This window comes from Streptomyces beihaiensis (assembly GCF_026274175.1).
Lineage (GTDB): Bacteria > Actinomycetota > Actinomycetes > Streptomycetales > Streptomycetaceae > Streptomyces > Streptomyces beihaiensis.
The window spans coordinates 1-22,874 of sequence record NZ_JAPHNL010000112.1; the positions used below are offsets into that span (position 1 = coordinate 1).

The 22,874-nt window shown below is 71.9% G+C and carries 20 protein-coding genes and 3 pseudogenes; 15 read left to right on the forward strand and 8 right to left on the reverse strand.

All coding sequences use genetic code 11. The annotated features are described in order from the left end of the window. The 6 genes from OFY01_RS12115 to OFY01_RS12140 form a co-directional block, all read left to right on the forward strand. Positions 1-901, forward strand: a 901-nt coding sequence (locus OFY01_RS12115) for a MiaB/RimO family radical SAM methylthiotransferase (RefSeq protein WP_266599109.1), incomplete at its 5' end; no start/stop codon positions are given. Beyond that, a complete protein-coding gene (gene pgsA, locus OFY01_RS12120; protein ID WP_266599110.1) occupies positions 898-1,626 on the forward strand; it encodes a CDP-diacylglycerol--glycerol-3-phosphate 3-phosphatidyltransferase in 729 nt (242 codons plus the stop codon). The genes OFY01_RS12115 and pgsA, both read left to right, overlap by 4 nt. Continuing rightward, positions 1,623-2,237 (forward strand): CinA family protein, encoded by a 615-nt coding sequence (locus OFY01_RS12125; RefSeq protein ID WP_266599111.1) that lies wholly within the window; start codon positions 1,623-1,625, stop codon positions 2,235-2,237. Before pgsA ends, OFY01_RS12125 begins: the two co-directional genes overlap by 4 nt. Positions 2,238-2,346: 109 nt before the next feature. Further along, complete coding sequence (locus tag OFY01_RS12130) at positions 2,347-2,727, forward strand: helix-turn-helix domain-containing protein (RefSeq protein ID WP_266599112.1); 381 nt, start codon at positions 2,347-2,349, stop codon at positions 2,725-2,727. A gap of 191 nt (positions 2,728-2,918) precedes the next feature. Continuing rightward, positions 2,919-3,395 (forward strand): Dps family protein, encoded by a 477-nt coding sequence (locus tag OFY01_RS12135; RefSeq protein ID WP_266599113.1) that lies wholly within the window; start codon positions 2,919-2,921, stop codon positions 3,393-3,395. A 188-nt stretch (positions 3,396-3,583) separates the two neighbouring features. Beyond that, a complete protein-coding gene (locus tag OFY01_RS12140) occupies positions 3,584-3,931 on the forward strand; it encodes a hypothetical protein (protein WP_266599115.1) in 348 nt (115 codons plus the stop codon). On the opposite strand, the gene OFY01_RS12145 is transcribed toward OFY01_RS12140, so the two are convergent. The 3 genes from OFY01_RS12145 to OFY01_RS12155 form a co-directional block, all read right to left on the reverse strand. Then, on the reverse strand, positions 3,879-4,661 hold the full coding sequence (locus OFY01_RS12145; protein ID WP_266599117.1) for an SDR family NAD(P)-dependent oxidoreductase: 783 nt from the start codon (positions 4,659-4,661) through the stop codon (positions 3,879-3,881). The genes OFY01_RS12140 and OFY01_RS12145 overlap by 53 nt on opposite strands. A gap of 53 nt (positions 4,662-4,714) precedes the next feature. Further along, positions 4,715-5,521 carry an Fpg/Nei family DNA glycosylase gene (locus tag OFY01_RS12150; RefSeq protein WP_266599119.1) on the reverse strand — a complete coding sequence of 269 codons (807 nt, stop codon included), beginning with the start codon at positions 5,519-5,521 and terminating at the stop codon, positions 4,715-4,717. 69 nt (positions 5,522-5,590) lie between these two features. Beyond that, positions 5,591-10,429, reverse strand: coding sequence for an ATP-dependent helicase (locus OFY01_RS12155; protein WP_266599121.1), 4,839 nt, complete (start codon positions 10,427-10,429; stop codon positions 5,591-5,593). On the opposite strand from OFY01_RS12155, the pseudogene OFY01_RS12160 reads away from it, so the two are divergent. From OFY01_RS12160 to OFY01_RS12170, 3 genes and pseudogenes are all read left to right on the forward strand, one after another. Further along, positions 10,428-11,267, forward strand: a pseudogene (locus OFY01_RS12160) (AraC family transcriptional regulator); the annotation flags it as partial. The gene OFY01_RS12155 and the pseudogene OFY01_RS12160 overlap by 2 nt on opposite strands. Positions 11,268-11,380: 113 nt before the next feature. Continuing rightward, a complete protein-coding gene (locus tag OFY01_RS12165; RefSeq protein WP_323135502.1) occupies positions 11,381-12,172 on the forward strand; it encodes an AzlC family ABC transporter permease in 792 nt (263 codons plus the stop codon). Then, the gene (locus OFY01_RS12170; protein ID WP_266599126.1) at positions 12,169-12,477 is read left to right on the forward strand and encodes an AzlD domain-containing protein; all 309 of its coding nucleotides are present in this window, start codon (positions 12,169-12,171) and stop codon (positions 12,475-12,477) included. The genes OFY01_RS12165 and OFY01_RS12170 overlap by 4 nt, the downstream gene beginning before the upstream one ends. Before the next feature lie 41 nt (positions 12,478-12,518). On the opposite strand, the gene OFY01_RS12175 is transcribed toward OFY01_RS12170, so the two are convergent. Next, positions 12,519-13,469 (reverse strand): hypothetical protein, encoded by a 951-nt coding sequence (locus OFY01_RS12175; RefSeq protein WP_266599128.1) that lies wholly within the window; start codon positions 13,467-13,469, stop codon positions 12,519-12,521. A gap of 78 nt (positions 13,470-13,547) precedes the next feature. Between OFY01_RS12175 and OFY01_RS12180 the strand changes: the two genes are divergently transcribed. Beyond that, a complete protein-coding gene (locus tag OFY01_RS12180) occupies positions 13,548-13,742 on the forward strand; it encodes a DUF3046 domain-containing protein (RefSeq protein WP_266599130.1) in 195 nt (64 codons plus the stop codon). Positions 13,743-13,921: 179 nt separating this feature from the next. After that, a complete protein-coding gene (locus OFY01_RS12185) occupies positions 13,922-15,004 on the forward strand; it encodes an AI-2E family transporter (RefSeq protein ID WP_323135503.1) in 1,083 nt (360 codons plus the stop codon). Here OFY01_RS12185 and OFY01_RS12190 read toward each other — a convergent pair. Beyond that, positions 14,998-15,759: a hypothetical protein gene (locus OFY01_RS12190; protein ID WP_266599134.1), complete on the reverse strand. Its 762-nt coding sequence runs from the start codon at positions 15,757-15,759 to the stop codon at positions 14,998-15,000. The genes OFY01_RS12185 and OFY01_RS12190 overlap by 7 nt on opposite strands. 311 nt (positions 15,760-16,070) lie before the next feature. Between OFY01_RS12190 and recA the strand changes: the two are divergent. The 4 genes and pseudogenes from recA to recX all read left to right on the forward strand — a co-directional run. Further along, positions 16,071-16,682: pseudogene (gene recA, locus OFY01_RS32385) on the forward strand (recombinase RecA); the annotation flags it as partial. Continuing rightward, positions 16,674-17,534: pseudogene (locus OFY01_RS32550) on the forward strand (intein-containing recombinase RecA); the annotation flags it as partial. The pseudogenes recA and OFY01_RS32550, both read left to right, overlap by 9 nt. A 171-nt stretch (positions 17,535-17,705) precedes the next feature. Then, positions 17,706-18,281, forward strand: a complete 576-nt coding sequence (locus tag OFY01_RS32395) for a hypothetical protein (RefSeq protein WP_407700331.1) — start codon at positions 17,706-17,708, stop codon at positions 18,279-18,281. Positions 18,282-18,284: 3 nt separating this feature from the next. After that, positions 18,285-19,067 carry a recombination regulator RecX gene (gene recX / locus OFY01_RS12200; RefSeq protein ID WP_266599137.1) on the forward strand — a complete coding sequence of 261 codons (783 nt, stop codon included), beginning with the start codon at positions 18,285-18,287 and terminating at the stop codon, positions 19,065-19,067. Between the two features lie 292 nt (positions 19,068-19,359). Here the strand turns inward: recX and OFY01_RS12205 are convergent, their stop codons facing one another. From OFY01_RS12205 to OFY01_RS12215, 3 genes are all read right to left on the reverse strand, one after another. Further along, complete coding sequence (locus OFY01_RS12205; RefSeq protein ID WP_266599138.1) at positions 19,360-21,000, reverse strand: FAD-dependent monooxygenase; 1,641 nt, start codon at positions 20,998-21,000, stop codon at positions 19,360-19,362. Positions 21,001-21,285: 285 nt separating this feature from the next. Continuing rightward, positions 21,286-22,155 carry an amino acid ABC transporter permease gene (locus OFY01_RS12210; RefSeq protein WP_266599140.1) on the reverse strand — a complete coding sequence of 290 codons (870 nt, stop codon included), beginning with the start codon at positions 22,153-22,155 and terminating at the stop codon, positions 21,286-21,288. Beyond that, entirely contained in the window at positions 22,152-22,817 is a 666-nt protein-coding gene (locus OFY01_RS12215) for an amino acid ABC transporter permease (protein ID WP_266599142.1), read from the reverse strand. The genes OFY01_RS12210 and OFY01_RS12215 overlap by 4 nt, the downstream gene beginning before the upstream one ends. Positions 22,818-22,874: the final 57 nt, after the last annotated feature.

Here is a 22,874-nt window from a genome sequence, read left to right on the forward strand (position 1 = left end):
CTCCGGCTGCGACCGCCGCTGCTCGTTCTGCGCCATCCCGTCGTTCCGCGGCTCCTTCATCTCGCGCCGCCCCAGCGACGTCCTGAACGAGACACGGTGGCTGGCCGAGCAGGGGGTCAAGGAGATCATGCTGGTCTCCGAGAACAACACCTCGTACGGCAAGGACCTGGGCGACATCCGTCTTTTGGAATCGCTGCTGCCCGAGCTCGCCGACGTCGACGGGATCGAGCGGGTGCGCGTCAGCTACCTGCAGCCCGCCGAGATGCGGCCCGGCCTGATCGACGTCCTGACCGGGACCGACAAGGTCGCCCCGTACTTCGACCTCTCCTTCCAGCACTCCGCGCCCGGGGTGCTGCGTGCCATGCGGCGCTTCGGCGACACCGACCGGTTCCTGGAACTGCTCGACACCATTCGGAGCAAGGCCCCGCAGGCCGGCGTCCGCTCGAACTTCATCGTCGGCTTCCCCGGCGAGAGCGAGGACGACCTGGCCGAGCTCGAGCGCTTCCTGAACGGCGCGCGCCTGGACGCCATCGGTGTCTTCGGCTACTCCGACGAGGAGGGCACGGAGGCGGCCACGTACGAGACCAAGCTCGACGAGGACGTGGTCGCCGAGCGGCTCGCGCGCGTGTCACGGCTGGCCGAGCAACTGGTCTCGCAGCGCGCCGAGGACCGTCTCGGCGAGACCGTGAGCGTACTCGTCGAGACCGTGGACACCACCGACGGCGGCGACGGCGTGGTCGGGCGCGCGGCCCACCAGGCGCCCGAGACGGACGGCCAGGTGCGGCTCACGGGCGGCGCCGTGCCGGGCGTCGGCCGTATGGTCGAGGCAAAGGTGGTCGGGTCAGAGGGCGTCGACCTCGTGGCCGAACCGCTGGGCGGTGCTGAGGAGGCGGGCAGATGACCGGAGTCCCGGCGTCCGCCGCGGGCGGGACCGGCAAGCCGGCCCCCGGCGGCAAGCTGGGTGCGGCCGCCGTCGACCAGGCCGGCCTGTGGAACATCGCCAACATCCTCACCATGGTGCGGCTGCTGCTCGTGCCCGGGTTCGTCGTGCTCATGCTGGAGGGCGGCGGATACGACCCGGTGTGGCGGGCGTGGGCCTGGGCGGCGTTCGCCGTCGCCATGATCACGGACGTCTTCGACGGGCATCTCGCTCGCACGTACAACCTGGTCACCGATTTCGGGAAGATCGCCGACCCGATCGCCGACAAGGCCATCATGGGCGCGGCGCTGGTCTGTCTCTCGTCGCTGCACGATCTGCCGTGGTGGGTGACCGGAGTGATCCTGGGGCGTGAACTCGGTATCACCCTGTTGCGCTTCGTGGTGATCCGCTACGGGGTCATTCCGGCCAGCCGTGGCGGCAAGATGAAGACGCTCGCGCAGGGCACGGCCGTCGGCATGTACGTCCTCGCGCTGACCGGGCCGCTCGCGACGCTGCGGTTCTGGGTGATGGCGGTGGCCGTCGTCCTGACCGTGGTCACCGGGCTCGACTACGTACGGCAGGCGATCGTGCTGCGACGCCGGGGCCTGGAGGAGGCTCGGGCGGCGGCGCAGACCTCCGCTCAGGCCCGCGCGCGGGCGGCCGAGGGTGCGGACACGGTCGCCCGTTCGGAGGCGGCCGAGAAGTGACGTACGAGGCGGCTGAGGTGCTGCGGCTGCTGACCGAGCGGGGCCAGACACTGGCCGTCGCCGAGTCGCTGACCGGCGGGCTCGTGGCCGCGACGCTGGTGGAGGTGCCCGGAGCCTCGAAGGCATTCCGAGGCTCCGTCACCGCGTACGCGACGGAGCTCAAGCATCGGCTGCTCGGGGTGGACGCGGAGCTGCTCGCCGCGCACGGGCCCGTCCACCCGGAGGTGGCGCTGGAGATGGCGGACGGGGTGCGCGAGGCGCTCGGCGCCGACTGGGGGATCGCCACGACCGGGGTCGCCGGCCCCGACCCGCAGGACGGACAGCCGGTGGGAACGGTCTTCGTGGCGGTGCGGGGGCCGGCGGGGCCGGAGAGCCCGCGAGGCCCGAGAAGTCTGGAAAGTCTCGGTATGAGCGAATCTGATCTCGCAACGGATTTCGCTGGTAGCCGCAAAGTGGTCGAACTGCGGTTGAACGGCGAGCGCGCGGAAATTCGTAGGGAGAGTGTACGGAGCGTGCTCGGACTGCTCAAGGAAGAGCTGGTCGGAGAGGGTTCCGGCGAACCGGAAGAGAATGCGCGGGCACAGGATACGGAACAGAACGGGGGGTTTTGATGTTTGCAGCCCTGAGTGAACACGACATCGCTCCCCGCACGGCCGCGGCACAAGGCGGTACGGTGGGGCGTGAAGGATGCGGCTACGCGGTCCGAGGAGGGAGCCACCGATGATTCTGCTCCGTCGCCTGTTGGGTGACGTGCTGCGTCGGCAGCGCCAGCGCCAGGGCCGTACTCTGCGCGAAGTCTCCTCGTCCGCCCGAGTCTCGCTCGGCTATCTCTCCGAGGTGGAGCGGGGGCAGAAGGAGGCTTCCTCCGAGCTGCTCTCCGCGATCTGCGACGCGCTTGACGTACGGATGTCCGAGCTGATGCGAGAGGTGAGCGACGAGCTCTCCCTCGCCGAGCTGGCCGAGTCGGCAGCGGCCGTCCCGTCCGAACCGGTGCCGGCACCGGTCCGCCCGATGCTCAATTCCGTCTCCGTGGCCGGTGTCCCGCCGGAGCGTGTGACGATCAAGGCACCTGCCGAGGCGGTCGGCGTCGTAGCGGCGTAACGGCTGCCCAGGGAAAGTGAGTCCCGGCCCGGTCCGAGAGGATTTGGCCGGGACTCCTGCGTTCCGGGGCAGCTGACCACCCGTGCCCTCCACCCGGACCTCGCGCGCCCACACCCGACGTTCACCACCCGAGTGTGACATTCATCCCGTTGTGTCATCGTGGGTGAAGATCTTTCCTTCGGAGGTGCTGCATGTACGTCGTGAAGAGCCCGTTGTCCGACACCGATCTGAAGACCGTGGCCGGGGCCTTGCAGGGCGCCCTGGTGGACCTCGTGGATCTGTCCCTGGTGGCCAAACAGGTGCACTGGAACGTCGTGGGGCCGCGGTTCCGATCGGTGCACCTCCAGCTCGACGAGGTCGTGGACACGGCCCGCCAGCACTCCGACACCGTGGCGGAACGGGCCTCCGCGCTCGGCGTTCCCCCGGACGGACGTGCGAAGACGGTCGCCGCCACGAGCGGTGTCGGGGCGGTGGCCGAGGGCTGGGTGAAGGACGGGGACGCGGTCGGGACGCTCGTGGACGCACTCGGAGCGGTGATCACGCGGATGCGGGAGAGGGTCGCGGCGACCGGGGACGCGGACCCGGTGAGCCAGGACATCTTCATCGGGATCACGGCCGACCTCGAAAAGCACCACTGGATGTTCCAGGCGGAGAACGCGGAACGCTGAGCTGAGGGCAGGGGGTGGCAGCGGGCGCGGGCCGTGCCGTGGGGGCGTAGGGCGTTCCGCGGGGGCGCCGGGTGTGCCGCGGGGGAGGGCAGGGCGCCTGGATGCGCCCTGCCGGGCCTGATCGGTTCCTCCTGGCGTGGGAGCCGGCCGGGGCGGTCGGGCGGGGAGGTGGAGGAGGTGGATGACCGGTGACGGGGCATGTGCGACGCGTGGTGCGCTGCGTGGTGGCCCTGGTGGCCGGGGGACTCTGGTGGTGGGCGGTCGTGCGGCTGGCGTTCGTGCCGGACGCCGGGGCGTTCGAGGGGGCGGTGGCGGCCGGGGGATGGGGGCTGAGCCTGCTGCCGGTGCACGCCCTGCCGAAGGCGCGCGCCGTGGGCGTCGCGGGCGCCCCGGGGCATCACGGCGCGCGACGGGTGCGGACCCGGGCCGTGCGGGCGGCGCGTGAGCTGACGGGTGGGCTGTGGGGAAAGATCACCACGGCATTCACCACGGCATGGCGACGCCGCCGTTCGGGCGGAGGATCTGGCCCGTCGTGAACGCGGCGGCGTCCGAGGCGAGGTGGAGCACCGCCTGGGCGACGTCCTCGGGCTCGCCGACCCTGCCGAGCGGCGCCATCCGTACCATCAGCGCCTCCGTGTGCGCCTGGGCGTCCGCGTCGTGGCGGGACGTCATCGGCGTCCGGATCCAGCCGGGGGCGACCGCGTTCACCCGGATGCCGTGCGGGCCCATCTCTGTGGCGAGCGTCTTGGTGAGCTGTACGACGGCCGCCTTGGCCGCGCCGTAGCAGAGCAGACCGGGCCCACCTGTGTCGACGGCGCCTGAGGCCATGGTGACGATGCTGCCCCGGGTGCCCGCTGCGATCATCGTGCGTGCCCCCTCCTGGCATGCGTACACAATCCCCTTGAAGTTGACCGCCAGGACGCGGTCGAGGTCCTCGTCCCGAGTCTCCAGGACCGGGCTGCTGTGCATGATCCCGGCGACGGCGGCCATGACGTCGAGCGTGCCGCCGGGACTGGTGGCCGCGGCGGCCGCCACGGCGTCGGCGACCTGGGTGCGGTCGGAGACGTCCAGGGTGTGCAGGTGGGCCGTGCCACCCTGCCGCTCGACCAGCCCCGCGGTCTCGTCGAGGCCCTGCGCATCGCGGTCGGCGCAGTGCACGGTGGCACCGGCCTCGGCGAGCAGCACGGCCGAAGCGCGCCCGATGCCGCTCGCGGCGCCGGTGATGAATGCGGTGCGTCCGGTGAGGTCGTACGCCTTGACGGGCATGCGAGGACCGTACGAGTGTTTCTGACGCCCCGTCAATTGGTCTGGGGGGTGGATCAGAGCGCCGGGGACGGTCCCGACTGGCACGTCGGGCACCAGTACGTGGGGCGCCCGCGAGTGCCGTCGCCCTGCTCGGCCGCGCGGATCGGCGTGTGACAGCGCAGGCAGGGACGGCGCGCCCGCCCGTACACGTACAGGCCCTCACCCGGCCGGGCGCGGCCCGTGGTGACGCGGATCGGCCGGTTCCGGTTGGCATCGAGGAGTCTGTGCGCGAGGACCGGAAGCCGCTCGGCTGCGTCCGGCGGCAGCTCGCCGACCGGGAGCCAGGGCGTGACCCGGGCGAGGAAGCAGAGTTCGGACTTGTACACGTTGCCGATACCGGCGAGGTTGCGCTGGTCGAGCAGGGCGTCTCCGAGCGGCCGGGCCGGGTCCGCCAGGAGGTTGTTCCGGGCGGTCTCGGGGTCCCAGTCGGGGCCGAGCAGGTCGGGGCCGAGGTGGCCGACGATCTCGGGCTCGTCCGCCGTCCGCACCAGCTCGACAACGGGCAGCCGGTACCCGACGGCCGTATGGCGCGCGTTCCCCAGAACCACGCGGATCTGGTGGGCGGGGCCACCGCGCCAGCGCTCGCCGGGCGCGTAGATCTTCCAGGCGCCGTCCATGCGCAGATGCGAGTGGAGCGTGAGCCCGCCTTCGACACGGGTGAGCAGGTGTTTGCCGCGCGGGGTGACGTCCAGCACGGCGCGACCGGTCAGATCCGCCGTGGCGAACCGCGGAACGCGCAGATCGGACCGTGTCAGCACCGCTCCCGCGAGAGCACTGTGCAGGCGCCTCGCCACCTGCAGGACGGTGTCACCTTCGGGCATGGCTCCAGGGTAGGCACGCGTGAGGCGCGGCGTGCGGGGCTGTGCCCCCGGGGTGGCGGGCGGCCGGCCTCAGGCGCGCAGACGCAGGCCGCGCGGTGTCGCGTGGAAACCGGCTCCTTCCAGGAGAGGGGCGTACGGGGAGGTGAGCGCCGCCACCCCGTTGATCCGCTCGACGGTGATGGTCCCCAGGGCGCCCGAGCGCGCCGCCTCGGCGAGGCACTCGGCGGCGGCCGGCAGGCGGGGATCGTCCGCGACGTCGGCCGTGGTCGGGTCGCCGGAGCGGTGCGCCGGGGCGTCGGGCAGGTCGGTGGCCGACACGCGCCCCGCGGGTCTCCCGGTGGCGGGCCAGGCCAGGAGCGTCTTGCCGCCGCGCTCCATGTAGAGCGTGAGCTCTCCGTCGACCAGCACCACCAGGGAACCGGCCTTGCGGCCCGGCTTGTGCCCCGCTCCGGTCGCCGACTCGGGCCACGGCAGCGCCGCACCGTACGCGTTCGCGGGGTCGGCGGCCGCCAGGAGCACGGCCCGCGCTCCGCCGGACCTCGCGGCGGGCGTGTCGGCCGGGGCGTACGGGTCGGGCGGGGGCGCGCCACGGTCCCGTGCGTTCGCCGCGGCGCGCAGCCGGTCCACGGCACCGTCCATCGCGAACTGGGCGGCGCCGAGCCCCTCGACGACATAGCCGCGCCGCGCCTGCCCGCTCTCCTCGAAGGCGGACAGGACGCGGTACGTCGCCGCGAAGCCACCTTCGACGCCCTCGGCCGCGACGGCGCCCCGGGTCACCACGCCGTGCCGGTCGAGCAGAGTGCGGGCGAGGGCGTGGGCGCGCACCGTCGGGTCGGGCTCCGCGGCGGGCAGCAGGGACCAGCGCCCCGCGACGGTGGGCGGGCCGGTGCGCGACGCTCCGCGTGCCGCCGCGCTGAGGCTGCCGTAGCGGCCGCGCGGCACGGCTCTGCGGGCGCGGTGGGCGGTGGAACCCGCGGTGCGGCCGGAGCCCAGGAGGGAGCGCATGGGGGCCAGCGTGTCGTTCGTGAGCCGCCCCGACCAGGCCAGCTCCCACACCGCGTCGGCCAGCTGCGGGTCGGTGGCCTCGGGGTGCGTGGTGGCCCGGACCTGATCGGCGATCTGGCGGAAGAACAGGCCGTACCCCCCGGAGAGCGTCGCCAGGACGGACTGGTGGAGCGGGGTCGTCTCCAGCGCGTACGGGGGCGGAAGGAGCAGTGGGGCCGCGTCGGCCAGATAGAGACTCACCCAGCCGTCCTTGCCGGGCAGCGAGCCGGCCCCTGCCCACAGCACTTCGCCGGACGCGGTGAGTTCGTCCAGCATGGCCGGTGCGTAGCCGTGGACGCGGGAGGGCAGGACGAGCTTCTCCAGGGCCGAGGCGGGAACCGACGCGCCCTGCAGTTGCTCGACGGCGCGGACCAGGCCGTCGACCCCGCGCAGCCCATGGCCGCCCACGTGCTGCCACGCGGGCAGGAACTGGGCGAGCGTGGCGGGTGGCACCGGTTCCAGCTCATGGCGCAGCGCGGCCAGGGAGCGGCGGCGCAGGCGGCGCAGCACCGTGGCGTCGCACCATTCATGGCTCGGGCCGGCGTGCTCAGGCGCCGTGCCGGACGCGTCGCTCGCGGGATCCGGCGCCGCGCCCGACGGGCGGAACTCGCCCGGTACCACCCGCCCGTCGGCGGCCAGGCGGCGCAGGGCGCCCTCGACGACCGCGATGCCGAGGCCGAAGCGGTCGGCCGCCTGCGCCGAGGTGAAGGGCCCGTGCGTGCGGGCGAAACGGGCCAGGAGGTCGCCGAGCGGGTCCTTGACGGGCTCCGTGAAGGCCTCGGGCACGCCCACGGGGAGGGCGGTGCCGAGCGCGTCGCGCAGGCGGCCCGCGTCCTCGACGGCGGCCCAGCGGTCGGCACCGGCGAGACGGACGCGGATCGCGCGCCGGGCACCGGCGAGCTCGTCGGCCCAGCCTGGCCGTGCGCCGCGCTCGGCCAACTCGCCGTCGGTGAGCGGCCCCAGGAGCCGCAGCAGGTCCGCGACACCCTCGGCGTCCTTGACACGCCGGTCCTCGGTGAGCCACTGCAACTCCCGCTCGAGTTCGACCAGGACGTCCGCGTCGAGCAGCTCGCGCAACTCCGCCTGGCCGAGCAGTTCGGACAGAAGGCGGGAGTCCAGGGAGAGCGCGGCCGCACGGCGCTCGGCCAGCGGCGAGTCGCCCTCGTAGAGGAACTGGGCCACATAGCCGAACAGGAGCGAGCGGGCGAAGGGAGACGCCTCCGGGGTGGTGACCTCGACGAGGCGGACCTTGCGCGACTCGATGTCGCCCATCAGCTCGGCGAGCCCTGGCACGTCGAAGACGTCCTGGAGACACTCCCGGATCGCCTCCAGGACGATCGGGAACGAGCCGAACTCGCTCGCGACCTCTAGCAGTTGGGAAGCCCGCTGGCGCTGCTGCCACAGCGGAGTGCGCTTGCCGGGGCTGCGCCGCGGCAACAGCAGCGCGCGCGCCGCGCACTCGCGGAACCGGGAGGCGAACAGGGCGGAGCCGCCGACCTGGTCGGTGACGAGGCGGTCGACGTCAGCCTTGTCGAAGACGACGTCGTCGGCGGCGACGGGAGGCTGCCCGGAGTCGCCGAACGGGTTCTGGCCGGCCGGCTCCTGGTCGAGCAGGTCCAGGCCCATCAGGTCGGCGTCGGGCAGCCGCAGCACGATGCCGTCGTCGGCGTGCATCGCCTGGGCGTCCATGCCGTACTTCTCGCTCAGCCGTGCGCCCAGCGCGAGCGCCCAGGGCGCGTGGACCTGGGCGCCGAAGGGGGAGTGGACGACGACCCGCCAGTCGCCGAGTTCGTCCCGGAAGCGCTCGACGACGATGGTGCGGTCGTCCGGGACATGGCCGCATGCCTCGCGCTGCTCGGCCAGATACGCCAGCACATTGTCGGCCGCCCAGGCGTCCAGGCCCGCCGATGTCAGGCGCAGACGGGCGTCCTTTGGCGTCAGGGAGCCGATCTCACGGAGGAACGCGCCCAGCGCCCGGCCCAGTTCGAGCGGTCGTCCCAGCTGGTCGCCCTTCCAGAACGGGAGCCGTCCGGGAACGCCGGGGGCGGGGGAGACGAGCACGCGGTCGCGTGTGATGTCCTCGATCCGCCACGAACTGGTGCCGAGCGTGAACACGTCCCCGACGCGTGACTCGTACACCATCTCCTCGTCGAGCTCCCCCACCCGGCCGCCGCCCTTCTTCGGGTCGGCTCCCGCGAGGAACACGCCGAACAGGCCGCGGTCGGGAATCGTGCCGCCCGAGGTGACGGCCAGACGCTGTGCCCCGGGGCGGCCCGTGACCGTGCCCGCCACGCGGTCCCACACCACCCGTGGGCGCAACTCGGCGAAGGCGTCGGAGGGGTAGCGCCCGGCCAGCATGTCGAGGACACCGGTGAACGCCGACTCGGGCAGCGAGGCGAACGGGGCGGCGCGGCGCACCAGGGCGAGCAGGTCGTCCACCTGCCAGGTGTCCATGGCCGTCATCGCGACGAGCTGCTGGGCGAGCACGTCCAGAGGGTTCGCGGGGACGTGCAGGGACTCGATGGCGCCGGATCGCATGCGCTCCGTCACGACCGCGCACTGCACCAGGTCGCCCCGGTACTTCGGGAACACCACCCCCGTGGAGACCGCGCCCACCTGGTGCCCCGCGCGCCCCACCCGCTGGAGCCCGGAAGCCACCGACGGCGGCGACTCCACCTGGACGACCAGGTCGACGGCGCCCATGTCGATGCCGAGTTCGAGGCTCGACGTGGCGACGACCGCGGGCAGGCGGCCCGCCTTGAGATCCTCCTCGACCAAGGCGCGCTGCTCCTTGGAGACCGAGCCGTGGTGGGCGCGTGCGATGACGGTCGGTGCGCCCCTGGCGGCACCGGAGCCGCCCATCAGCTCCGCGGGCGCATGGTCCTCCGGCAGAGGCTCGCCGGTGGCCCGCTCGTACGCGATCTCGTTCAGCCTGTTGCACAACCGCTCCGCGAGGCGGCGGGAGTTGGCGAACACGATCGTCGAACGGTGCGCCTCGATGAGGTTCGCGATGCGCTCCTCCACATGCGGCCAGATCGACGGTCGCTCGGCCTCCTGCCCGGAATCGGCGACCGGCGAGCCGCCCAGCTCCCCGAGGTCCTCGACCGGGACGACGACGGACAGGTCGAACTCCTTGCCGGACGGCGGCTGGACGATCTCGACCCTGCGCCGCGGCGACAGATAGCGAGCCACTTCGCCGACGGGGCGGACCGTCGCCGACAGGCCGATGCGACGGGCGGGGCGGGGCAGCAGCTCGTCCAGGCGCTCCAGGGACAGCGCCAGGTGCGCACCGCGTTTGGTGCCGGCGACCGCGTGCACCTCGTCGAGGATCACCGTCTCGATACCGGTCAGCGCGTCCCGCACCGCCGACGTCAACATCAGGAACAGCGACTCCGGCGTCGTGATCAGAATGTCCGGCGGGCGGGTGGCCAGCGCGCGGCGCTCGGCGGCCGGGGTGTCGCCGGAACGGATGCCGACCCTCACCTCGGGCTCGGGCTGCCCGAGGCGGACGGCCTCCTGGCGGATGCCCGTCAGCGGACTGCGCAGGTTGCGCTCCACATCGACCGCCAGCGCCTTCAGCGGCGACACGTACAGGACGCGGCAGCGCTTCTTCGGGTCGGCGGGGGGCGGCGTCGACGTGAGCCGGTCGAGTGCGGCCAGGAACGCGGCGAGTGTCTTGCCCGAGCCGGTCGGCGCGACGACCAGTACGTCGGAGCCCTCGTCGATCGCCCGCCAGGCTCCGGCCTGCGCGGATGTGGGCGCGTCGAAGGCCCCCGTGAACCAGCCGCGGGTCGCGGGGGCGAAGCTGTCGAGGGCTGCGCGGGTGTCCCCTGCGCCGGGGCCCTCCTGCCTGGACCTGACCATGCCTCCATCCTGCACCCGCCCACTGACAACGGCTTTGACCTGCGAAAACCACTGGTTGATCGCGCTGCCATGGCGCAGAATCACAGGCGTGGCGGACGGCGGGGAATGGGCACGGCACTGGCAGCACGAGCGGCTGCCGGGGCTCGACCTGCTGCGCGCCCGCTACCTGCGGCACACCTTCCCGCGGCACAGCCACGACGGGTACGTCCTCGGCGCCGTCACCGGGGGCGTCGAGGAGGTCGGCCTGCCGTGCGGCACTCTGCGCGCGGGTCCCGGAAGCGTCGTGATGATCAACCCGGAGGTGGCGCACACGGCGCGCGCGGGCGTCCCCGACGGCTGGTCCTACGCCACGCTCTACCCGTCCGCGGAGGTCGTCGCGGAGATCGCCGCCGAGACCACCACGATCCGCGGCACCGCGGGCTTCGCCGAACCGCTCGTCACCGACCCGCACGCCTCGGACCTGATCAGGGGCGTGCACCGGGCGGCCGAACAGGGGAACGCACTGGCCGCCGGCAGTCTGCTGCGGGTCGTCCTCGCCCGGCTGCTGCTCGCCCACGGCACGGCGCTCGGGCACCGGCCGCGCCGCTCGGCAGGCGCCGTCACCGCGGCACGCGCGCGTGACGTCCTCCAGGACCGCATGGCGGACCCACCGTCCCTCGACGCCCTCGCCACCGAGCTCGACACCAGCCCGTTCGCGCTCCTGCGCGCCTTCCGCGACGCCTACGGCATGCCGCCGCACACATGGCTCACCGACGCGAGGGTCCGCGCCGCCCGACGCCTCCTGGAGGCGGGCGGCGCGCCCGCCGAAGTGGCTCTGGCCGTCGGATTCAGCGACCAACCCCACCTCAACCGGCACTTCACCAAGATCGTCGGTGTGCCCCCGGGCGTCTACCGGCGAGGCCGCAAGAACGTACAAGAACCCGGCGCGGGGAGCTCTGTAGCGTCCTCGACGTGGCAGAACAGACCATACCCAGCGACACACCCCCGCCCGGGGACACACCCGCGGCGGCGAGAGACGGTGACAGACGCACCGGAGCGGGGCGACGGCCGGACGCCGCCGTCGTCCGTGACGCACTCGGCGTCGGAGTGGCCGTCGGCCTGTCCGGGCTCGCGTTCGGAGTGACCTCGGCGGGCAGCGGCCTCAGCACCCCGCAGACCTGCGCGCTCAGCCTCCTGGTCTTCACCGGGGCGTCCCAGTTCGCGCTCGTCGGCGCGCTCGCCGCGGGCGGCAATCCGTTCACAGCGGCGGCGGGGGCCTTCTTCCTCGGTGTGCGCAACGCGTTCTACGGGCTGCGCCTTTCGCAGTTGCTCGCGCTCCCGCGCGCGGTGCGGCCCCTCGCCGCGCACTGGGTCATCGACGAGACGTCGGCCGTCGCCCTGGCCCAGCCGACGCGGCGCGGCGCACGCATCGGATTCACCGTCACCGGCCTCACCCTGTACGTCCTGTGGAACCTGACCACACTCCTCGGTGCCCTGGGGGCCGAAAAGCTCGGCGACACGGACGCCTGGGGGATCGACGCCGCCTCGCCCGCCGTGTTCCTGGCGCTTCTCGCGCCGATGCTCAAGACGACGGTGGAGCGTGTCGTCGCGGGGCTCGCCGTCGTCCTGGGACTCGGACTCCTGCCGGTGCTGCCCGCAGGGGTCCCCGTCCTCGCGGCCGCCCTGTCCGCGCCCCTCGTCCTGTACGCGGACGGGCGGCGTCGCGGCGCCGCCGACACCCTCAAGAAGGAGGGGAACCGATGAACATCTGGACCGCCGTCGCGCTGACCGCGGTGGGGTGTTACGCGGTCAAGCTCATCGGCCTGCTCGTGCCCGCCGAGACCCTCGAACGACCCGCGGTGCAGCGCCTGGCGGCACTGTTGCCCGTCGCGCTGCTCGCCGCGCTCACCGCCCAGCAGGCGTTCGCCGACGGGCGCACGCCCGTCCTGGACGCCAGGGCCGTCGGGCTCGCAGCGGCGGCCGTCGCCCTGGTGCTGCGGGCACCCTTCCTGGTGGTCGTCGGGGCCGCCGTGCTGGTGACCGCGGGGGCGCGTGCTCTGACCGGGTGAGGCGGCACGGCTCTCCCGCCCCGCACGCCGCCGAGGAGGCGCTACAGCTCGCGCCCGTACGCGCGCAGGGTGCGCAGCGCCTCGACGGTCACCATGGGGCGTGCCTCGAGAGCCGCGCCGGGCGCCCACCGGCGCCAGCGCACCGGCCAGCCCCCGTCCTCCTGTTGCTCGCTCCGCAGGTGGTCGAGGGCGCGCGCCATCTCCTCGTCGGTGAACCAGGAGCGCGCGAGCGACTCGGGCGCCCGCGCGTAGTCGTACGGGAAGTGGTACTCGCCGGGGGCGTACCCGGGTGCGAGCGGGAAGTCGTCCTCGTGCTCCGGGTCGAGCACCGCCAGGCGCTGCTCGCGCACCAGGCGGCCGAGCCGGTCCGCGGCCGCACGCGCGCGTGAGCGGTCGGGCACTCCGTCCAGGAAGGCGACGGCCGCCTCGACCTCGTACGGGTGGGACGTCGTCAGCGACTCGATGGCGGACCAGCAGAAATCCGTGGCCCGGAACAGCCAGGCGTGCCACACCTCGTTGCGGTGCAGCACACCTACGACCGGGCCCGTGGCGAGCAGCTCGCCCGGCGGATCGTCCACGACCGGCACGAAGGGCGCGCACGGATAGCCGCGCTGGCTGGGATGCACCGCCGGAAGGGCACCCTCCGAGGTCGACACGGAGGTGAGGTAGCGGCACACGCGCTCCACGCGCTGGCCCGAGCACCGTCCGATCGAGTCCAGGACACGCAGCGCGTGAGCGGTGTGCAGCGGCTGGCTGACCGGACCGCGCAGATCGGGTTCCAGGGCGTGTCCGTAGCCGCCGTCGGCGTTGCGGTACGCGTCCAGGGCGGTCTCGACGGCATCGGCCGCCGCGCGCGTACCACCCAGGAAGTGGTACTCGAAGCGGCGCTGTTCCAGCACGCGCGCGGTCGACCAGATGAACGCCTCGGCGCGCGAGAGCGGGGAGTGCGCCGACGTTGACGAGGGGAGTGGGGAAGCTCCGTTTTCGGCCATGCACCGAACCTAGAGCGGAATGCGTCACGGGCAAGCCGCTCGGACGGGTCGCACCCTCAGGAGCGGGATACTGGTGTCATGCGGTTGACGGTCTTCTGGCAGCGAATGGCGGATCACTTCGGGTCCGGGTACGCCGACACGTTCGCGCGCGATCACGTGATGGCGGGCCTCGGCGGGCGCACGGTTCATGAGGCGCTCGACGCGGGCTGGGAGGCGAAGGACGTCTGGCGTGTGGTGTGCGCCACGATGGACGTCCCGGCCGCGAAGCGCTGAACAAGGTGGCGGAACAGGGGCAGGCGCCGTTTGCGGGCGGTGTGGGCGAGACTGGCTCCGTGGCAACGGCAGACGAGAACCTTCAGGCGGCGGGCGACCAGACGGTGGGCGACGCCGCACCGTCCGGCGGCACACCGTCCGAGCGATCACCGGGTCAGCCGGTCCGTCCGCGTGCGGGGATGCCGCGCTGGCTGCCACGCGCCATGGTCCTTGCCCTGGCCCTGGTGGCCTGCTTCCAACTGGGCAGCTGGGCCTTCCATCAGCTGACCGGACTGCTGATCAACATATTGATCGCGTTCTTCCTGGCGCTCGCCGTGGAACCGGCCGTGAGCTGGATGGCGGCGCGCGGCATGCGGCGTGGCCTGGCCACCGCTCTGGTCTTTCTCGCCGTCACCATCGCGGGCCTGGGCTTCATGGTGCTGCTCGGTTCGATGCTCGCGGGTCAGATCGTCGACATGTTCGACAGCTTCCCGAAATATCTCGACCAGGTCATCAACTGGATCAACCAGACCTTCCACACCGACCTCAACCGACTCGCGGTCCAGGACAGCGTGCTGCACTCGGACTGGCTCCAGAGGTACGTCCAGAACAGCGCGACCGGTGTCCTGGACGTCTCGGCCCAGGTGCTCGGCGGGCTCTTCCAGCTGCTCACGGTCCTGCTGTTCTCGTTCTACTTCGCCGCCGACGGGCCGCGGCTGCGGCGCGCCCTGTGCTCGGTGCTGCCACCCGCCAAACAGGCCGAGGTCCTGCGCGCCTGGGAGATCGCCGTCGACAAGACGGGCGGCTATCTGTACTCGCGTGGCCTGATGGCGCTGATCTCCGGGATCGCGCACTACATCCTGCTCCAGGCGCTCGGCGTGCCCTACGCGCCCGTGCTCGGCATGTGGGTGGGCCTGGTCTCCCAGTTCATCCCGACCATCGGCACCTATCTGGCCGGCGCCCTGCCGATGCTGGTCGCCTTCACCGTGGACCCCTGGTACGCGGTGTGGGTGCTCGGCTTCGTCGTCGTCTACCAGCAGTTCGAGAACTACATGCTGCAGCCGAAGCTGACCGCGAAGTCGGTGGACATCCATCCGGCGGTCGCCTTCGGGGCGGTCATCGCGGGCACCGCGCTGCTCGGCGCGGTGGGAGCGCTCATCGCGATCCCGGCGGTGGCGACGCTGCAGGCGTTCCTGGGCGCGTACGTGAAGCGGTACGACGTCACCGACGATCCCCGGGTGCACGGCCGTCGGCGGCGCACCGGTGAGCCCGGCAGTCAGTAGGTCAGGGCGGCGCGGAGCCCGGTCGCGACGACGGCGGCCGTGCAGCACCCGACAGCCGCCAACACCACGCGCCCCTTGGTGCGGTCGCTCCACGAGGTGTGCGACAGCGACCACGCCAGGAGCGGCAGCACGAGAACGGCGTGCAGGCTGACTCCGTGCAGCGGCTTGAGCGGGGCCGTCGAGCGGTAGGCCGCCTCCTGGTGCCCGGTCCGCGCGAGGACCACACCGCGCGCGATCATCGCGGCGCCGGACGCGAGGGCGACCAGCAGCAGGGCGAATCCCGCGCGGATGGCCGACGGCATTCCCACGGGGCCGCCCGGCCGGTTCCGGAAGGCGCTGACGGCGAAGGACGTGAGCAGGACGACCAGGACGCCGCCGCCCACCGAGAGCGACATCGAGACGGCGGAGTCGAAGGGCGTCTCCATGTCGAGGTGCGACGGCACCTTGCGCCACGCTTGGAGTGTGATGCCGCCGACCTCCAGGACGCAGTCCGCCGCGAACACCATGAGCAGGACGCTGCGTGGCCGCGCCCCGGTCCGCAGGTAGGACGTCACCCAGGTGAGGGCCATGAGGGTCAGCCCGAAGGAGACACCGAAGGTGAACGGCTTGCGCCAGGAGACGGGGCCGTCCCACGGTCCGCCGTCGACGGCGAAGACGATGAGGTGGAAGAGCCCGGAGGTGACCAGCACCACTGCGACCGTGTGGCACACGCGCTCGGTGCCGGTGAGCGGGGCTCGGTGTGCGGGAGTGTCCATGAAGCCAAGGTTCGCCGCGGCGGCCCACGGGGTCGTCGTCCGGGCGAAGACACCGGCCGTACGACGCGGGGAGCAGGGCCCGACGGGGGCGCGGCGCGGTCGCGTGGCGCGCTTGACACAAAAATCGAACATCCATTCTCATGGGGTGTCCAGGGGCTCTCTTCCCAGGGATTACAAGGGATTCGGAGAGGGTGGCCGGGCGAGGGGCCTCGAGTTATCCACAGGCGGACGGGCGTCGGGGCCGATTGTCAGTGGCAGGCGTTAGCGTCTTTGACGTGAAGCGATCGAATCAAGCAAACCGGGTGGAACCCATGGCAGGAACCGACCGCGAGAAGGCGCTCGACGCCGCGCTCGCGCAGATTGAACGGCAATTCGGCAAGGGCGCGGTCATGCGCATGGGCGACCGGACCCAGGAGCCCATCGAGGTCATCTCGACCGGCTCGACCGCGCTCGACGTGGCGCTGGGCGTCGGCGGCCTGCCGCGCGGCCGTGTGGTGGAGATCTACGGTCCGGAGTCCTCCGGTAAGACGACCCTGACCCTGCACGCCGTGGCCAACGCCCAGAGGGCCGGCGGATCGGTCGCCTTCGTCGACGCCGAGCACGCGCTCGACCCCGAGTACGCGAAGAAGCTCGGTGTCGACGTAGACAACCTGATCCTCTCCCAGCCGGACAACGGCGAGCAGGCCCTGGAGATCGTGGACATGCTGGTCCGCTCCGGCGCCCTCGACCTCATCGTCATCGACTCCGTCGCCGCGCTCGTGCCGCGCGCGGAGATCGAGGGCGAGATGGGCGACAGCCACGTCGGCCTTCAGGCCCGTCTGATGAGCCAGGCGCTGCGGAAGATCACCAGCGCGCTCAACCAGTCCAAGACCACCGCGATCTTCATCAACCAGCTCCGCGAGAAGATCGGCGTGATGTTCGGGTGCTTCAGCTACTCGACCAGGGTCACTCTTGCCGACGGCTCGCAGGAGAAGATCGGCAAGATCGTCAACGAGAAGATGGACGTCGAGGTCCTCTCCTACGACCCGGAAACCGACCGTGTCGTGCCGCGCCGTATCACCAACTGGTTCGACAACGGCAACGCCGAGCGGTTCCTCCAGTTCACCGTCGCCAAGTCCGGCAAGAACGGACGCGCCCAGTTCGCCGCGACGGAGAACCACTTGATCCGCACCCCGGGCGGATGGCGTGAGGCCGGTGAGCTCATCGCCGGAGACCGAGTGCTGATCACCGAGCCCAAACTCCTCAGCGAACAGCAGGAACAGGTCGTGTTCGGCTCCCTCATGGGTGACGGGGACCTCTCGCCCAATCGTAGGGACCGCAGCGGGGTCCGCTTCCGAATGGGGCACGGGGAGAGGCAGGCCGAGTACTTGGACTGGAAGGTCTCCCTGCTCGGAAACATCCCCGTCTCGCGAACGACGAATGACAAGGGGCATGTCTTCGCTGACTTCACCCCGCTTCCCGAACTGGACGAACTCCGGGAGGTCGTCTACTTCGGCGACGGCAAGAAGCACATCACCTGGGAGCACCTGAAGGCGCTCACTCCGCTCGCCCTGGCTGTCTGGTACATGGACGACGGCAGCCTCACCCTCCGCTCCAAGGGACTGCAGGGGCATACCGAGGGCGGGTCCGGGCGCATTGAAATCTGTGTCGAGGCAATGAGCCCGGGATCTCGCGAGCGCATTGTCGACTACCTCCGCGACACGCACGGGCTCGATGTAGAGGTGCGCGTCAGCGGCAGCCGCGGTGTCTCGGTCCTCCAGTTCAGTACCGAGGCCAGTGCGCGATTCCAGGAGGTGATCGCGCCGTACGTGCATCCGTCGATGGAGTACAAGCTGCTGCCCCGCTTCCGCGGGCGGTTCTCGATCAAGCCCCAGTTCACCGACGCCACTGAGCGACTGGTTGCCTCGCGGATCCTGGACGTCCACGTCAAGCCGCAGACTCGCTCGATGAAGAAGTTCGACATCGAGGTCGACGGTACGCACAACTACTTCGTCGACGGCGTGATGGTGCACAACAGCCCTGAGACCACGACCGGTGGCCGCGCGCTGAAGTTCTACGCCTCGGTGCGTATCGACATCCGTCGTATCGAGACCCTGAAGGACGGCACGGAGGCGGTCGGCAACCGCACCCGCTGCAAGGTCGTCAAGAACAAGGTCGCGCCGCCCTTCAAGCAGGCCGAGTTCGACATCCTCTACGGGCAGGGCATCTCCCGTGAGGGCGGCCTGATCGACATGGGCGTGGAGCACGGCTTCGTCCGCAAGGCCGGCGCCTGGTACACGTACGAGGGCGACCAGCTCGGCCAGGGCAAGGAGAACGCGCGCAATTTCCTGAAGGACAACCCCGACCTGGCCAACGAGATCGAGAAGAAGATCAAGGAGAAGCTGGGCGTCGGTGTCCGCCCGGAGGAGCCGGGCGACGAGCTGGGCGCGGACGCGGCGGCCACGACCCCCGCTGAGGACGCGGCCAAGGCGGTGCCCGCTCCCAAGGGCGGCAAGTCCAAGGCCGCGGCGGCCAAGAGCTAGTCCGTGACGCGACGAACCGAGTGGGCCGAGTACGACGCCCGTCCCGAAGCCCCCGAGAGGCAAGGGCGCGGAGGCGGCCGGGCGTACGACGACGCCCCTTACGGGCAGGCCGGGCACGACGTCGAACCGGGGGACGGCGTGGCGGACCGGCCGCGCCGCGGTGGACGTGCGCGCGGCTCCGGAGCGCGCGGGGGGCGGCGCCGGGGCGGGTTCGGCGACGGATCCCGGGCGTCACAGGACGACGGTTCCCCTCCCTCGTCGAGGGCCGAGCGAGGGGAGCCGTCCGGGGACCCGGCGGAGCGGGCGCGGAACATCTGTCTGCGTCTGCTCACCGGGACCCCGCGCACGCGCAGCCAGCTCGCCGAAGCTCTGCGCAAGCGCGACATCCCCGACGAGGTCGCCGAGGAAGTGCTGTCACGGTTCGAGGAGGTCGGCCTCATCAACGACAGTGCCTTCGCCGACGCGTGGGTGGAGTCCCGGCACCACGGCAGGGGGCTGGCCCGGCGGGCGCTCGCCAGAGAGCTCCGCACCAAAGGTGTGGACTCCACGGTGATCGACGAGGCGGTCGGGCAGCTCGACGCCGAGCAGGAGGAGGAGACGGCGCGCGAACTCGTCGCCCGCAAGCTCCGCTCCACGCGCGGCCTCGACCGCGACAAGCGCCTGCGGCGCCTTGCGGGCATGCTCGCCCGCAAGGGGTATCCGGAGGGGATGGCGCTCAGAGTGGTGCGACAGGCGCTGGAGGGCGAGGGCGAGGAGACGGAGGACCTGGGCTTCGGGGACGGCTGAGAGCCGGTCGGCCGCAGCGTGCGTTTGCCGCGCCTGTCGGTCGCCGCCTGTGCCGCCACCCGCCGTGTGCTGCCGTCCCGCCTCTCGCGGACCGGGGTCGGGCGCGGCCTCGCTCGCTGCTCCTGGTGGAGCGGGCGGGCTGTCGGCGTGGAGTGGATGAGCTGCCGTCCCGCGCCCATGCCCCCGGCCCAAGGCATCCCCCCACTCCCGGATGCCGGTCGGGCCCGCCGGAGGCCCGGCGCACCCGCCTGTCGCCGTCGGACCGGCTCCGAAGTCCCGCCCCGCGCGGCTCTCACTCCCGGGCGCGGTCTCCCGGCTTCGTGGCGGCCGGGCCGGTGGACGGCTCGTCGTCGTGTTGCGGTGGGGTGGCCAGGGCGATGCGGGCCGCTTCGCGGAGCTCTGTGGGCTGCACCCCGCTCAACGCCGTGACCAGGTGGCCGTCGGGGCGGATCAGGAGCACGGTGTGCGCGGCGGCGCCGGGGTAGCTCTCCGCGACCAGGAGCTCCGCCTCGTGCGGCAGCGCCGTGACCGCGGCCGCGAGGCCGGGCATCAGACCGGCCGACATCCAGTGCTTGCGCTCCCACACCCCGGTGCCGGGAGCGACGAGAAGGACGAGCAGCCGTCCGAGGCCGAGCCGGTCGCGCAGACGTACGAACGAGCCCTCGGGATCGGTCACCTCCACGTCGGCCACCGGCGCGGCGACCGGCGTGCCGACCTCGGCCAGCGACTCCGTACGCGGGGGAGTGAGCGGGGAATCGGCGTACGTTCCCGCCGCGCCGAGGACGCCGAGCCCCAGATGTCCGTCCGTGAGCAGCGCGTCGTGACCGCGCGCGGACCCGGGGACGTAGGAGCGCAGCCCCTTTCCGCCGCGCAGTATCGGCAGCGCCTGGTCGGCGGCGCGCAGCCGGCCGGCGACGACCGCACGGCGCTCGGCCTGGTAGCTGTCGAGCAGCGAGTCGGACACCCGGCGGGAGCCGTCGTGCCAGGCCAGAGCGAGTTTCCAGGCCAGGTTGTCGGCGTCGCGCAGCCCCTCGTCCAGGCCCTGGGTGCCGAGCGCGCCCAGCAGATGTGCCGCGTCCCCGGCGAGGAAGACGCGGCCCACGCGCCAGCGTCGGGCCAGCCGGTGGTGGACCGTGTGGACGCCGGTGTCCAGGAGTTCGTACGGCGGGGTGGAGCCGCCGCACCACCCCGCGAGCGTCTCCCGGACCCGTGCCACGAGCACCTCCGGGGTGACCAGGTCGCTGCGGGGCGGCAGCAGCCAGTCCAGGCGCCAGACGCCGCCGGGGAGGGGGCGGGCCACGGCCTCCGCGCCCGTCGGCCCCGAGGTACGCCACGGCGGGTTCCGATGGAGCAACGCCTCACCGGGCCACGGAAGTTCCGTCCGCAGCGCGGCCACGGCGTGTCGCTCGACCGCGGTTCGGCCCGGGAACCGGATGTCGAGCAGCTTGCGCACGGTCGAACGGGGCCCGTCGCAGCCGACCAGGTAACTGCCGCGCCACCACGTGCCCTTGGGCCCGCGGGTGTGTGCCGTGAGACCGGTGCGCTCCTCCTCGATCGAGTCGAGGCGGCTGTCGACGGCGACCTTGATCAGCCGTTCGCGCCGGACGGCCTCGCGCAGCGCGCCGGTCAGTTCGTGCTGGGCGACATGCAGCGGGGCGGGCAGCTCAGGACCGAAGGTGACCGCGCGCATCTCCTGCCTGCGGCGCATGGAGCGCCAGCCCGACCACCGGGCGCCGAGCGCGTCGAAGGGCGTGCCGGCGATCCGCTCGGCGAACGCGGCGGTGTCCTCGCGCAGAACGACGGTGCGGGCGGGCCGCTGTTCATCCTTGCCGGGGCCCTCGTCGAGCACCACGGACGGCACACCCTGCCGCGCGAGGGCGAGCGACAGCGCGAGTCCCACGGGCCCCGCACCGACGACGATCACCGGATCCACGGCGCGGCGCCTCCTGCCCCGGAAAGCTCGCCGGTGCGGATCCCGCGGTGCGACGCGGGCGGCGTACTGGACGTACAAGGACGGGCAGTTGGAGCGGGGTGCGCGTTCACAGAGCGTATGCAACCCATTGCCGGTGCTTGCGTCAAGTGACGGTGGCAGTGGCGGGGGCGCCTGTGCCCCTGTGGTACCGGAACGGTCGAGTGGCCCCGCCGGGTGTCTCGGGTGAACAGTACAGCGGCCCGCCGCTCGGGCCGGCGGGCCGCTGGGTGTGTCGGGAGGTCCGGCTCAGACAGCCGCGCCGTCGGGCGTCGGCGCCGCCGAGAGGACTGCCCCGGTGGACTTCTTGCCGCGCCGAAGCCGCTTCTCCAGCCACGAAGCGAACGTGGTGAGAGTGAAATTGACGATCACGTAGATGACGGCGACGATCGTGAAGCACGCGATGGTGTTCGCCCCGTACGCGGCGCTCATCGGGCGGATGGCCGCCAGCAGCTCCGGGTACGTGATGATCGAGCCCAGCGCGGTGTCCTTGAGGATGACCACGAGCTGGCTGACGATGGCGGGCAGCATCGCCGTCACGGACTGCGGCAGCAGGATCGAGCGCATCGTCTGGCCCTTGCGCAGACCGATGGCGTACGCGGCCTCCGACTGGCCCTTGGGCAGGGCCTGGATGCCCGAACGGACGACCTCCGCGAGGACCGAGGAGTTGTAGAGCACCAGGCCCGTGACGACGGCGTACAGCGGCCGCTCGTCGGAGGACAGGTTCGAGAACTGGGAGTACGCCGCGTTCGCGAAGATCATCAGGATCAGGACCGGGATCGCGCGGAAGAACTCGACGACCGCGGTCGACGGAATGCGCACCGACAGATGGTCGGACAGGCGTGCGATGCCGAAGAACGCGCCGAGCGGCAACGCGATGACCATCGAGATGGCGGCGGCCTTCAGCGTGTTCTCAAGGCCAGGCCACAGGTAAGTCGTCCAGCTGCGGCTGTCGGTGAAGAAGGGCTTCCACTTCTCCCAGTCCAGCTGGTTCTTGTCGCTGAGCTGGGAGAGGACCCACCAGGCCACGGCGGCCGCGGCGACCAGGAAGACCACCGAATACAGGATGTTGCGCCGCTTGGCCCGCGGACCCGGAGTGTCGTAGAGAACGGAACTCATCGCTTCACCGCCGCCTTCTTGCCGACCCAGCCGAGGATCAGACCGGTCGGGAGCGTCAGGCAGACGAAGCCGAACGCGAACACGGCGGAGATCAGGATGAGCTGAGCCTCGTTCTCGATCATGTCCTTCATGAGGGCCGCGGCCTCGGCCACACCGATCGCGGAGGCGACCGTGGTGTTCTTGGTGAGTGCGATCAATACGCTGGTCAGCGGGCCCACGACCGAGCGGAACGCCTGTGGCAGCACCACCAGGGTCAGCACCTGGCCGAAGCTCAGCCCGAGGGCGCGGGCGGCCTCGGCCTGCCCGACCGGCACCGTGTTGATGCCGGACCGCAGTGCCTCGCAGACGAACGCCGACGTGTAGGCGACCAGGCCGAGCACCGCCAGGCGGAAGTTGGTCGTGTTGACGATGTCCGAGCCGAGGCTGACGCCCAGCGTCTGGTAGAGGCCGAGCGAGGTGAAGACGATGATGACGACCAACGGGATGTTGCGCACCACGTTGACGTACGCGGTGCCGAAGCCGCGCAGCAGCGGGACCGGGCCGACGCGCATACCGGCCAGCAGGGTCCCCCATATGAGGGAGCCGACGGCTGAGAGGGCGGTGAGTTGCACCGTCACCCAGAAGGCTCCCAGCAGGTCGTAACCTTCAAGAAAGTCGAACACGATCTCCCGCGCTTCCGCGTGTGTGGAGGGCTGTCAGGTGGTCCCGGGGCGCGGCGG